Source organism: Paramicrobacterium chengjingii (genome assembly GCF_011751765.2).
Lineage (GTDB): Bacteria > Actinomycetota > Actinomycetes > Actinomycetales > Microbacteriaceae > Paramicrobacterium > Paramicrobacterium chengjingii.
On record NZ_CP061169.1, the window covers coordinates 551,221 to 563,467 of the forward strand.

Annotated in this window: 15 protein-coding genes; 10 read left to right on the forward strand and 5 right to left on the reverse strand. The window is 63.9% G+C overall.

What is annotated here, in order from left to right; translation table 11 throughout:
• Positions 1–60 precede the first annotated feature (60 nt).
• Together HCR76_RS02775 and HCR76_RS02780 are read right to left on the reverse strand one after the other, a co-directional pair.
• On the reverse strand, positions 61–822 hold the full coding sequence (locus HCR76_RS02775) for an SGNH/GDSL hydrolase family protein (protein ID WP_166984885.1): 762 nt from the start codon (positions 820–822) through the stop codon (positions 61–63).
• The gene (locus tag HCR76_RS02780) at positions 819–1,595 is read right to left on the reverse strand and encodes an alpha/beta fold hydrolase (RefSeq protein ID WP_244971465.1); all 777 of its coding nucleotides are present in this window, start codon (positions 1,593–1,595) and stop codon (positions 819–821) included. Before HCR76_RS02780 ends, HCR76_RS02775 begins: the two co-directional genes overlap by 4 nt.
• 80 nt (positions 1,596–1,675) lie before the next feature.
• Between HCR76_RS02780 and HCR76_RS02785 the strand changes: the two genes are divergently transcribed.
• From HCR76_RS02785 to HCR76_RS02825, 9 genes are all read left to right on the forward strand, one after another.
• Positions 1,676–2,443: a sulfite exporter TauE/SafE family protein gene (locus HCR76_RS02785; protein WP_166984883.1), complete on the forward strand. Its 768-nt coding sequence runs from the start codon at positions 1,676–1,678 to the stop codon at positions 2,441–2,443.
• A 65-nt stretch (positions 2,444–2,508) separates the two neighbouring features.
• Positions 2,509–3,021, forward strand: a complete 513-nt coding sequence (locus tag HCR76_RS02790; RefSeq protein ID WP_166984881.1) for a methylated-DNA--[protein]-cysteine S-methyltransferase — start codon at positions 2,509–2,511, stop codon at positions 3,019–3,021.
• Positions 3,022–3,024: 3 nt separating this feature from the next.
• Entirely contained in the window at positions 3,025–3,930 is a 906-nt protein-coding gene (locus tag HCR76_RS02795; protein ID WP_166984879.1) for a DNA-3-methyladenine glycosylase family protein, read from the forward strand.
• Positions 3,931–4,124: 194 nt separating this feature from the next.
• Entirely contained in the window at positions 4,125–4,571 is a 447-nt protein-coding gene (locus HCR76_RS02800) for an FAS1-like dehydratase domain-containing protein (RefSeq protein WP_166987955.1), read from the forward strand.
• A complete protein-coding gene (locus HCR76_RS02805; RefSeq protein ID WP_166984877.1) occupies positions 4,568–5,008 on the forward strand; it encodes a MaoC family dehydratase in 441 nt (146 codons plus the stop codon). Before HCR76_RS02800 ends, HCR76_RS02805 begins: the two co-directional genes overlap by 4 nt.
• 5 nt (positions 5,009–5,013) lie before the next feature.
• Positions 5,014–6,150 carry a UDP-N-acetylmuramate dehydrogenase gene (locus HCR76_RS02810; RefSeq protein WP_166987952.1) on the forward strand — a complete coding sequence of 379 codons (1,137 nt, stop codon included), beginning with the start codon at positions 5,014–5,016 and terminating at the stop codon, positions 6,148–6,150.
• Between the two features lie 6 nt (positions 6,151–6,156).
• Positions 6,157–6,969, forward strand: a complete 813-nt coding sequence (locus tag HCR76_RS02815; protein WP_166984875.1) for a hypothetical protein — start codon at positions 6,157–6,159, stop codon at positions 6,967–6,969.
• Between the two features lie 96 nt (positions 6,970–7,065).
• Positions 7,066–7,329, forward strand: coding sequence for a hypothetical protein (locus HCR76_RS02820; protein WP_166984873.1), 264 nt, complete (start codon positions 7,066–7,068; stop codon positions 7,327–7,329).
• 152 nt (positions 7,330–7,481) lie between these two features.
• Positions 7,482–7,943 (forward strand): hypothetical protein, encoded by a 462-nt coding sequence (locus tag HCR76_RS02825; protein WP_166984871.1) that lies wholly within the window; start codon positions 7,482–7,484, stop codon positions 7,941–7,943.
• 64 nt (positions 7,944–8,007) lie between these two features.
• Here HCR76_RS02825 and HCR76_RS02830 read toward each other — a convergent pair whose 3' ends face one another.
• On the reverse strand, positions 8,008–9,207 hold the full coding sequence (locus tag HCR76_RS02830; protein ID WP_166984869.1) for a pyridoxal phosphate-dependent aminotransferase: 1,200 nt from the start codon (positions 9,205–9,207) through the stop codon (positions 8,008–8,010).
• A gap of 608 nt (positions 9,208–9,815) precedes the next feature.
• Between HCR76_RS02830 and HCR76_RS02835 the strand changes: the two genes are divergently transcribed.
• Positions 9,816–10,655 (forward strand): ABC transporter ATP-binding protein, encoded by an 840-nt coding sequence (locus tag HCR76_RS02835; protein ID WP_198248128.1) that lies wholly within the window; start codon positions 9,816–9,818, stop codon positions 10,653–10,655.
• A gap of 12 nt (positions 10,656–10,667) precedes the next feature.
• Here HCR76_RS02835 and HCR76_RS02840 read toward each other — a convergent pair whose 3' ends face one another.
• Together HCR76_RS02840 and HCR76_RS02845 are read right to left on the reverse strand one after the other, a co-directional pair.
• A complete protein-coding gene (locus HCR76_RS02840; RefSeq protein WP_244971466.1) occupies positions 10,668–11,597 on the reverse strand; it encodes a CPBP family intramembrane glutamic endopeptidase in 930 nt (309 codons plus the stop codon).
• Positions 11,594–12,211, reverse strand: a complete 618-nt coding sequence (locus tag HCR76_RS02845; protein ID WP_166984865.1) for a DJ-1/PfpI family protein — start codon at positions 12,209–12,211, stop codon at positions 11,594–11,596. Before HCR76_RS02845 ends, HCR76_RS02840 begins: the two co-directional genes overlap by 4 nt.
• Between the last annotated feature and the right edge of the window lie 36 nt (positions 12,212–12,247).

A 12,247-nucleotide genomic window follows, 5' to 3' on the forward strand; every position in this document is an offset into this window, starting at 1 on the left:
TTTGGAATGCGCTTCCCGCGGCGTGTCGCGAAAAATTTCCGAATCTGTGCGCAGGGCCAGCTATTCGCCCGAGTCGCTCACCGGCAGCAGCGTCGGCCGCTTCGCCACGCGGCCGTCACCTGACGACCGTCCGGTCAGGCGGCGACCAATCCACGGCAGAACGTACTCGCGGTAATACGCGAACGTGCGGCGCTCGCCCTCCGCGGCATCCGCAACGGCCTCGACTCCCCACTCGTGCGGAACAGCAACCCCCAGCGCCTCCAGAACGTTCGCCGCCACCCGCGCATGCCCGAGCGCGTTCAGATGCAGCTTGTCTGCCGACCAGTAGCGGGCCGCCTCCAGCTGCTCATCGTGCCAATTGTCGACGAACAGCACCCCCGTTCCACCCAGCGCATCGGCGACGGCGCCGGCAAGCGCGTCGCCTCGGCCGCGGATCACCCGGCCAAGCGGAAGCAACCGAGACGGGTTGGCACCCGCGAGAATAACCGGCCGCGTCTCCGTGGCCAGCGTGCGATCAACGACGTCCATTGTGCGCTCGACGACCCAATCGATCCTTACGCGGGGCCGCATAATGTCGTTTCCGCCCCCGTTGAAGGTGAGCATGTCGGCACCGAGCGCGAGCGCAGGTTCCAGCTGCTCGTCGATGATCGGGCTGAGTTTGCGCCCGCGAATCGCCAGATTTGCGTAGCCGATGGGGTCGGCGGATGCTGCCTGCAGCCCGATCGCCACGAAATCAGCCCAGCCGCGCACACTCCCGTCTGGCCTGCCGTCACCGACGCCCTCGGTGAAACTGTCGCCGAGGGCGACGTAGCTGCGGATCATGCGCCCTCCTGCAGAAACTCGATGGCCGCACGTCGAAAGGCGCCAGAGGTCGGTGCATTGAAGTGCGTGCGCCCCGGCAGATCGATGAACCGGGCATCCGGCGCTTCGTCAGCGAGTAAACGGGCTTCGTTCGCAATCGTGTCGTCGCTGCCCGCTGCGATCAGGAGCGGATGAGGGGGAGCTTTGTCGATCGACGCATGGGGGTCGCCGCGCAGACCCTCGACGAGGGCGACGAGGGCGAACAGATCGTTGTCGCCCCGTTCACTCGCCATCTCGATGTACGTGCGTGTCACAGCATCCGTCATGGGAATTCCCATCTCGGCGTAATTGCGCGCCTGCGTAATGTCGAGGCGGGCAAACGGATCGGCCTTGGGGATGCCGCCGAGCACCGCGCGTGTGACGCGATCATTTTCCGTGAGCGCCGAATACCAGGTGACGCGTGCTCCCATCGAATAGCCGACCCACGGCGCCGATGCGATCGCGTACGCGTCCATCACTCGGAACACATCGTCGCGCATGATCGACATGCTGTAGGCAGCACGATCGTGCGGCTTGTCGCTGCGCCCGTGGGCGCGGTGGTCGAGAGCGATGACGCGGTAGCCGTTGCGCGTCAGCTCGCGCGTCCACCCGGTGAGCACCCAGTTGGACTCAGCGCTCGAGGCGAAACCGTGCACGAGCATCACGGGTGGGGTGTCTGGATCGCCGATCTCGTATGTCGCGAGCTGAACGTCACCCGATCTGATGAAGCGAGGGTCTGGCGCTGACGGAAGCATGCTCCTATTCGACCACGACATGGGGCACGGCGCAGCCACGATAGTCTGTGTGGCGTTGGCAAAACGAAGGGCTACGCTGCATGAGACGACGCATCGACTGGGTTTGGTTCGTCGTTATCGGCCTTATCGCGGGATTCATGTCGGGGCTCTTCGGCGTCGGCGGCGGCATCCTTATCGTTCCGCTGCTCATCACACTCGCGGGCTTCGGGCAGAAGCGGGCGGCGGGAACATCGTTGGCCGCAATCGTGCCGACATCGATCGCTGGCGTCATCAGTTACGCGGTTAATGGCGATGTCGCGCTGATCGTCGCAGCCATTCTCTGTGTTGGATCGATCATCGGCGCGCAACTCGGAGCTGTGCTGCTGCACAGGCTGCCCAAGAGAGTTGTGCAGTGGGCATTCATCGGTTTTCTGCTGATCGTTGTCGTTTCGCTGTTCTTCGTCATTCCCTCGCGCGACGCTGTTATTCATCTGAACGCGCTCTCGATCATCGGGCTGTTGGCTCTCGGCCTGCTTGTCGGCGTGCTGTCGGGAATACTCGGCATCGGGGGAGGAGCCGTCATCGTTCCGATGCTCATTCTGCTCTTCGGCGCGAGCGATCTTGTGGCAAAGGGAACGTCGCTCGCCGTGATGATTCCCACAGCCATCTCGGGCACGATCGGCAACGCACGGCGCCGCAACGTCGATATTCCTGCGGCGCTCACTATCGGTTTGTGCGCCTGTCTCACCACGTCTCTCGGCGCCATCGTCGCCACCGCCCTCGATCCGGCAATCGGCAACCTTCTGTTCGCCGCGTTCCTCGTGGCGATCGCCGTGCAGCTGACGGTGCGAGCCCTTCGCACACGCTGACCTCACGCAGCGGCTCGCCGCCGCGTCTTCACAGTGTCAGTCGTTCGCGAGACACTGGAGGGATCATGACCGTTTTGCACAGCGTTGTCGATTCGCCCATCGGGCCGCTCACCGTCGTTGGCGATATTCGCGATGACGGGGTCGCCCTTCATGCCGTGTGGATGAACACTCCGCGCCATACGCACGGAGACGACGAGCTCGGAAAGCGTGACGATGCCGCGTTCAGCGAGGTCGCCCGCCAATTCGGCGAGTACTTCGCCGGCACGCGCACCGTCTTCGATCTCGAGCTCGACCCGGCAGGAACGGAGTTCGAGAAGCGCGTGTGGATGCTGCTTCGCGACATTCCGTACGGCACAACGCGCAGCTATGGGGAGCTCGCGGCAGACCTCGGAGACCCGAACCTGTCGCGCGCCGTCGGCACGGCGAACGGCCGCAATCCGCTGTCGATCATCGTGCCGTGTCATCGCGTGATCGGAGCCGATGGTTCGCTCACAGGCTACGCTGGCGGGCTTGAGCGCAAGAGGTTTCTTCTCACGCTCGAGCGCGACCCGGCGCCATCGGCAGATCAGCTCTTTTGACGCATGATCGCACTTGCGCATCGTCTCAACCTGCCGTTTACGCCGCCGTATGACGTCGCGGCGCTTCTCGCCGCGCAGCGCACCCATGCTGTCACCGGAATTGATGCGCCAGAATTTTCGGGGTCAACAGCTGGCGAGACGCGCGGCACAGTCGAGACTCCGGATGCCGTCATCACCCGCAGCATCCGCCACAACGGCCTGTTTGCTCTCGTCCGCGCCACGTTTCGAGACGCCCACGTCGAGCTGAGCAGTTCCGTCCCGGTCGATGACGGCCTCGCGCGACGCGTGCGGCGCTGGCTCGACCTTGATGCCATCCCCGCTGACACCGCACATCAGCTCGGAGACGACCCGGTGATCGGGCCGCTTGTCGCACGACGCCCGGGGCTTCGCATCTTCGGGCACATCGACGACGTCGAGGCGGCGTGCTTCGCTGTGCTGGGGCAGCAGGTGTCTCTCGCGTCTGCGCGCACGTTCCAACGTCGCTTTGTTGCGGCGTACGGCGTGCGCGACTTCGCCACCGGCTACAGCCTCCTTCCCGATGCCGCCGAGATCGCCGCCCGCGACCCGCTCGAGATCCGCGAGGCGGTCGGTCTCACGCGCTCGCGTGCCGCGACGCTGCACGCCGTTGCCGCGGAACTCGCGTCGGGGCTCACGCTCGACGGCGACCCCGACAGCATCCGCCACCGCCTGCTCGGGCTGAAGGGCATTGGGCCCTGGACGGCGGACTACCTCGCGGTGCGAGCCATCGGCGATCGCGATGCTTTTCCCACCGGCGACCTCGTGCTGCGCCGGGCGATGGGCGCTGACACCGCCCGCGACGCGATGCAGCGCGGTGATGCCTGGCGTCCGCTGCGCGCGTATGCGACGTTCCACCTGTGGACGGAGTACGCGTACTGCGCTGCGCGGTGACGGTGCGGCGCGGGTTTCGCGTTGCGCGCAGGTCGCCGCGACCCTCCTCTGAAGCTGCTGTGCGCGGCGACCTCTGGTGTGCCCGGGGGAGGGTACTGTGCTGAGAAGAGGACGTTTTGGGGGAAATCTCCTCGTGCCAGCACTTTGCCCTCTTCTCGGCACGCGTCAAGGGGCTGCCCGGTAAGCTTGCCCTCGTGTCAGTGAATCCCGAACTTCAGGGGCGCACGTTGCCCCCGACCGAGCCGTATCTCGTCGGTCGTGAGAAGGTGCGCGAGTTCTCTCGTGCCGTGCTCGCGACAAACGCCATTCACCTCGACGTCGACGCCGCGCGCGCTGCCGGCCATGCCGATGTCGTGGCGCCGACGACGTTTCCCGTCGTGGTGCAAGAGAAGACCCTCGCGCAGCTCCTCGCCGAGCCCGACGCCGGAATCGACTTCAGTCGCGTTGTTCATGGCAATCAGCGTTTCAGCTACAGCCGCGCGGTTGTCGCGGGAGACGAGCTGACTGCGCAGCTCACGGTGTCGAGCGTGAAGACCCTTGGCGCCCACGCGATGGTGACGGCAGACACCGTGGTCACGGATGCCGCAGGCGAGCACGTTGTGACGGCCATCTCCACACTTGTTGTGCGAGGAGACGAATGAGCGCCGCACCGCAGAAGATCCCCTCCCTGTCGCAGCTGACTGTCGGAGACGTCGTTGCCGAGAGAAGCGTCACGCTCACGCGCGATGCGCTCGTGCGCTACGCCGGCGCATCCGGCGATTTCAACCCCATTCACTACCGCGATGACGTCGCGGCATCCGTCGATCTGCCTGGAGTGATCGCGCACGGGATGCTGACGATGGGCGCCGCCGTGCAGCCCGTCGTCGACTGGGTCGGCGATCCGTCGCGTGTCACCGACTATCAAGTGAAGTTCACGCGCCCCGTCGTGGTTGACCCGACGAGCGGCGCTGATGTCGCGATTGTCGCGAAGGTTGGAGCGCTCGACGCCGATGCGGCTACGGCGCGCATCGACCTGACAGTCTCGTTCGACTCGGCCACAGTGCTGGGCAAGGCCCAGGTGGTGGTGACACTCGCGTGAGCGAGCTGGCAGAACCGACGCGCCTCGCTGAGCTTACGACGCTCGGCGTCGGCGGAGCGCCCGAGCGGATGCTTGTCGCCACAGACTCCGACGAGCTCGTCGCGCAGCTGACAGAACTGTGGCAGCACGACGAGCCGTGGATGGTGCTGGGCGGCGGCTCCAATACCTTTGCGACAGATCACGACATCGACGGCACCGTCGTGCTCGTGCGCACGCGCGGAATCGAGCGCATCACGACAGACGCCGGTGTTGTGCTGCGCGTACAGGCGGGTGAGACGTGGGACGATCTGGTCGCATACGCCGTTGACAACGGTCTCGCCGGCATCGAAGCGCTCTCGGGTATCCCCGGTTCCGTCGGTGCCGCGCCGATTCAGAACATCGGGGCCTATGGTCAGGAGCTGTCAAGCGTGCTTCTGGGCATTGAGCTGCTCGACCACGAGACGGGCGAACGTGCACATGTTCCGGCATCCGCCCTTGGGCTCGGCTATCGCACGTCGGTGCTGAAACGCCACGGTGGCTCTGATGCCGAGCGCGAGGCTGTCGTGCTTTCGGTCGATCTGCTGCTTACCGAGAGCTCTGACGGTAGGGGTCTTCCCGTTGCATATGAGCAGCTTGCGAAGGCGCTCGACGTGCAACTCGGCGACCGCGTTGAGTTGGCGCGGGTGCGGGATGCCGTGATTGCCCTGCGTCGCTCGAAAGGAATGGTTCTCGACCCCGCTGACCGCGATACGTTCAGCGCCGGTTCCTTCTTCACAAACCCGATCGTCACAGAGCAAGCGGCACGCACCCTTCCTCCAGATGCCCCACGCTGGCCGCAAGACGAGATTGCCGAGACGGCGACGGTGATTCCGCTCGACGGCTCGAGCGACATCGTTGCGCCGCCGCCGATTCAGACGACGACGCAGCGGGAGGTGAAGCTCAGTGCCGCGTGGCTGATCGAGCACTCGAGTATTCACCGCGGCTTCCACCTGCCTGGGTCGCGCGCCTCCATCTCGTCGAAGCACACGCTCGCCCTCACGAATCAGGGAAACGCGCGGTCAGACGACATCGCCGCGCTCGCCCGTTTCGTGCAGTCGCGCGTGCGGTCCGAGTTCGGCATCACTCTGCGCCCGGAACCCGTGCTCATCGACATCGAGCTCTGATCCGCAATGAGCTTCACGCCGCCGCCCGTTCCTCCCGTCGTCAATACATCAGACGACGAGAATCGTCCTGTTCCGCCGTCGAAGCGTCGGCGCGTCTGGGGTTGGATTATTGCGGGGCTCGGCATCACGGCGTTCTCGGCAATCGCCGTGATCGCGGTGACGAGCCTCATTGCGAGCACGCTGCCGAAGGCTCCGCCCGATGCCGCTCCGGTGCCGACAGCCGAGGCAAGTGCGCCGTGGGGTGCGACGCCGACGCCACAGCCGACGGAGACGGGCCTTGGTGATCCGCCGAGCTACGATCCGCCGCCGTATTCGACGGCCGTCGACGGCGTGTACCCGCTGTCGAGCTACGCATACTTCGCGCAAGACGTCACGTTCGAGCAGAACCTCGCCGACAATTGGTACAGCCAGAACGATAAGTTCGGTGAGTACTGGTTGAGCGACGATCCGGTGTGCAACCTCACTGCAGACACCAAGTGGATCTACCTCTTCGGCGATCCCGAACCCGACAAGAACGACGGGTACTACACAACGCGGGATCTTGAGCTCAGCGAGGCCAATCTGCTCGCGCAGTTCCCCGACCTCGACAGCCACGGTGATGATTTCGTCGTCGAGATGCCGGTTTCAGACGGCAACACGATCGAGTTCGCCGGTCGGCGACTAGATTACGCTGGAGGATTCTTCATGCAGCTCACCCGCGGCATGATGTGGCAAGACTCCTCGTACGGCATCACCATTTCATGCCTTGGCGCCGAATCATTCGATCACGAAGGCTTTGCGCAAGACATCGTCGACCAGTTCACCATGAAGCTCGGCTGACCGGTGCCACGCAAACAGCTGACTGTTCACCGCGCCCGTGCGTGCTCGTCAGACTCCTGAGTTAGGCTGAAAGCGGACTCTCCCGAAAGGAAGCCCATGAGCGACAAGAGGCCGAATCAGAAAGCTCCGGATGCTGCCCGGCAGAGTGAGCAGCCGGAGGCGGGGCATCGCCGAAGCGAGCCGTGGACGGGCCAAGGCCCCGTGGTTCGCAATCTCCCGACCTCGTCACGTCCCTACGGCGCATCGCCCGAACGTCGACCGGAGCCCACGCGGCGAACGATCTCACCGTGGACCGTCGTTGCGCTCATTGCGATTCTCATCGTCATCATTGCGGCAATCGTTCTCGCCCTCGTGCTCTAAGCATCTCTGCACGTCGGTGCTAATTTCTCGAAACCTCTTAACACCGGGAGTTTCTCGGAGTATTCTTCGAACTAACCAAGAGAATATGAGGGATTCTCATGAGGCGCTAGTGTCGACCCACCCAATCGCGAGCCGGCGAAGGGGAGGTTGTCATGAACGTCGCACAGACAACGGATGCGGTGCCACGGCACGTCGCCGGATGGCGCACAGTCATCGACCGCTTTTACCAGTGGATTGCGCTGCTTGGGCTCGTGCTCGCCCTACTCCAGGTTGCGTTTGCGGCGCTGGGCTTTTGGGGTGCCGAAGAAAAGCCGGGCGATCAGGCTTGGGGCATGGCAGCCTTTGAGCCGCACGCGATCAACGGCATGGTTCTTTACGTGATTGCCGTGGTGCTCTTCATTCTCGGTCTGCTCTCACGAGCGAATTGGAAGGTCTGGGCCGTTCCGCTTGTGCTGTTTATCTTGCTCTATGGAGCGCAGGGTCTGCTCGTCGGGCTTGGCTTTGGCGTGAGCAAATGGTTCGGGTTCGTGCACGCACTGAACGGCGTCGTGATCATCGCCGGGTTCGCCTGGATCTACCTCAACCGCGTGCGACGTCCGCTCACCGTGACGTAAGCGGCTTCGACACGACGCGCGCCCGACAACCGGACGGTTATCGGGCGCGTCGTCAGCGGGTGTTTCAGGCGAAGAGCTTCTGCAGTCGCTCTGCCCCTTCGCGCAACGCATCGTCGCCGAGCGCATAGCTGAATCGCAGGTACCCGCTCGGGCCGAATGCCTCCCCGGGAACCGCGGCGACCTGCGCCTTCTCGAGCATGAGGTCTGCCACCTCGAGCGACGAGCGCGGAGTGACACCATCGACCTCGCGACCGATGACTCCCGACACGTCCGCGTACACGTAGAACGCGCCCTTCGGAGTGGGAACGGAGAAACCGTTCACCAGGTTCAGCTGCTCGACGATCGCGTGGCGACGCCTGTCGAACGCCTGTCGCATCTGCTCAACGGGCTCCTGTGCACCGTTGAGCGCTGCGATTGCCGCGCGCTGTGCGATGTTGTTGACGTTGCCCGACAGGTGAGACTGCAGGTTGGTCATGGCCGTGATGGCATCCTTCGGCCCGACCGTCCAGCCCACACGCCACCCGGTCATGGCGTAGCTCTTCGCTACGCCGTTGACCAGCAGGGTCTGCTCGGCGAGCTCTGGAACCGCGGCGACGATCGATGTCGCCTCGACACCGTCATAGGTGAGGTTCTGGTAGATCTCGTCTGTGATAATCCAGATGCCGTGTTCGAGCGCCCACTCGCCGATCGCACGTGTCTCCTCGGGGGAATAGACGGCGCCGGTCGGGTTCGACGGCGAAACGAACAGCAGCACCTTCGTGCGCGTGGTGCGCGCGTCTTCGAGCTGCTCGAGCGTCACCTTATAGTCGTGGGCGGCGTCGGCGAAGACGTCGACAGCGACACCGTCTGCGAGGGCGATGACCTCCGGGTACGTCGTCCAGTACGGGGTCGGCACAATGACCTCGTCACCCGGGTTCAGCAGCACCTGGAACGATTCGTACACCGACTGCTTTCCGCCGTTGGTGACGAGCACGTTGTCGGCCGGTACCTCAAGCTTGGAGTCTCGCAGCGTCTTGGCAGCGACGGCCTCGCGCAGGTCGGGAAGACCCTTGGCCGGTGTGTATCGGTAGTTCTTGGGGTCGCGTGCGGCAACGAGGGCCGCCTCAACGATGTGTTCGGGCGTCGCGAAATCGGGCTCACCGGCGGCATAGCTGATGACGGGAGCGCCCTGCGCCTTCAATGCCTTGGCCTTGGAGTCGACCTTCAAGGTCGCTGACTCGGCAATTGCGGTGATCTTCTCTGAGAGTCTCGGTGTCGTAGCCACATAACGAGGGTAGCGCGTGGGCGTGCTCCAACCCCAGCAGCAGACGTGAAACGCCGGATGCTGTGGCCCGCAGCGGGCCACAGCATCCGGTTTGTCTCGATTGCGTTCTACGCGATCATCGCAGTGGCGGGTGTGCCGTGCGACTGCTCTGAACGTATTCGCCGCGGCGAACTAGTCCATCGGAACAGTGAGGTGGCAGAACGGGTCTTCGCTCCATGCCGCCGCAAGTTCCACAGCCGCGGGTGCTTGATCGGTGTCGCGCACAATAGATGTGCTCTTCATGATGTCCTCCTTCGCGGTTGTGTTGCGGGGTACTTACTACTGTGCGCCCGTGAGGCTGCACCATGCGAGCTTTTCTTGATGAAAATTGCCCCGACATTGCCGGAATACGAAAAACGGTGAGTCTTCTGACGTCTTCGCGACAGAAATGCTCGAATGGCGACGGTGCGTCTGGGTGCGGCAGAAAAACGACGCTATTTCTCTCACGGGGCACATTGGCGACGAGCACGGTGCCGTTGACGGCATCCATTATTCTTGAGGTTAGGCTGTGCTAAGTTTGCCAGCGGATGCGCGTGAGCGCAGTCGATACCGGTACGTGGAGGAGCGCAATGACCATCGCTCAGGAGACACTCGCCGGTCAGGGGCTGACACTCGGCTACAACGGTCGCGTGATCTCTTCTGAGCTTGACGTCTCGATTCCGACGGAGTCGTTCACGGCCATCATCGGACCGAATGCCTGCGGAAAGTCGACGCTGTTGCGCGCTCTGTCGCGGCTGCTCTCGCCCACGTCGGGGCAGGTGATTCTTGACGGCCGTGCAATCACCGAGTACGGCTCGAAAGAGGTGGCTCGACGGTTGGGACTTTTGCCACAATCATCCATTGCGCCCGATGGCATCACCGTGTTCGAGCTGGTTTCACGCGGCAGGTTTCCCCATCAGAGCATCCTGAAGCAATGGTCGGAGGCTGATGCGCATGCGGTTCACGACGCCATGGAGTCGACGAACGTTCTGCATCTTTCCGACGCGCAGGTCGATGAACTGTCTGGCGGGCAGCGTCAGCGCGTGTGGCTTGCCCTTGTGCTCGCCCAGCAGACGCCGATTCTGCTGCTCGACGAACCAACGACATTTCTCGACATCGCCCACCAAATCGATGTGCTCAACTTATGCCGCTCGCTCCACGCGCAGAGAAACTACACGCTCGTCGCCGTTCTGCACGATCTCAACATGGCATTCCGCTACGCGGACCACATCATTGCGATGCGCGACGGACGAATTGTCGCGCAAGGCGACCCGGCAGAGATCGTCTCCGCCGAGCTGGTGCACGAGGTTTTCGGGCTGCGTGCCGTCTGCGTCGACGATCCCGTGACGGGCAGGCCAATGGTCGTGCCGCTCGACGCGGTGCCCGAGACGCCAAGCGACATCCAGGCGGGCGACGGAACCTGGGAATAGCGCCGAGCCCTGCTAGAAAAAGCTTCGTCGCCGCACTGTCGCCCTGGGTGGCCAGGTGAACTGTTGTGTGGCAATGAGCACGACGATGAGAACCGCCGGCAGAATCCAGCCCGACCAGCCGAGAATCGTGGCATGCACGGTGTCGATGTCTTCTCCTGACTGAGCGAAGACGACAGCGAGCCCGATTGATGCGTTCAGAGCCCCGTGTGCGAGGGCGGCCGGCCACACGGAACGGGAACGAATGCGCAGCCACGCCAGCACTCCGCCCATGAGCGTGCACATTCCCGTCATCATCAACAGTCCGAGCCAGCCCGGCGCCGTGGGGTAGTTGTAGCCCAGCAGAATGAGCGGCGCATGCCATAGCCCCCACACGACGCCGCTGATAACGATGGCCGGAACCGTGCCGAATCGCAGCAGATGAGGCAGCAGCCAGCCGCGCCAGCCCAGCTCTTCGCCGAGGGCAGGAAGCAGGTTCAGGATGCTGCCGAGAATCACATTCACGAACTGCAGAGCGACGAGGGCGCCGATCGGCATCGAGAGGCCGCCGCCAGTCTGTGCCGTGAGCAGGTCGTGAAAGGCCGAGAACGTCACGAAGTCTGCCGGGTAGACGCCGAGGACGCTTCCCGCGATGAGTGCGGCGAAGATGAGGGTGACCGGCACGGCGAGCCCGAGCCCCAGATAGCCGAGAAAGCGACCTGCCGGCCGGAGCGGCACAAGGCCGAGTGCTTCTGCGGGGTGCTGCGGACGTTCGATCGCGAAGACAGTGACAAGTGCGGCGATCGCCGGGGTCAGCATCATGCACAGGGCAATCGCGCCGAATGCGGGGTGCTCAAGGCCGTCGCCACTGACCCCTAAAGGCAGTGCGATGAGCCACGACAGGCCGAATGCTAGGCCGAGGTAGACGGCGAGAGCGAGCCAGCTCCGGCCCGCAGACCGTGTCACGCGTTTCCGTTGTACCGTGCGAATGGATCCCATTCCGGGTCGGTATGGGGCTCGTACTCGATGCTGGCAGAGGCTTCTGCCGCGACATCCGGGCCGAGTTGATCGGCGATGAGGGCATGAGTCATGTCCATGCCGGCAGCGATTCCCGATGATGTCCAACGGTCGCGGTCGACAACCCAACGTGCGTGTCGCACCCACGTGACGTTCTCGCCGTGCTGTGTCGCCCAGTCGAATGCGCGCTTGTTTGACGTTGCCCGATAGCCCTCGAGAAGGCCGGCTGCCGCAAGCAGCGCTGAGCCTGTGCAGACGGAAGTGACGAGGCTGGCGGAAGTCGCCCATTCACTGAGCCATGTCAGGAAGCTCTGCTCGGCAACGAGGCCGCGCGTTCCCATGCCGCCCGGCACGAGAGCGATGTCGGGTGTCTCTGCGTCGGCGTAGCTTGTGTCGGCGGTGATGAGTGTGCCCTGGCGGCTGCGCACGGGCCCTGCGGTCGGGCCAACGAGTGTGATCGAGAATTCTTCGGGCACGCGACTGAGCAGCTGAATGGGGCCAAAGGCATCGAGCAGTTCGAAGTCGTCGAAGAGCACGACCCCGACGCGGCGTGGAATCTGCATGGTTCCATCTTTTCACGCCAGAGCGCTGCGTGGCCA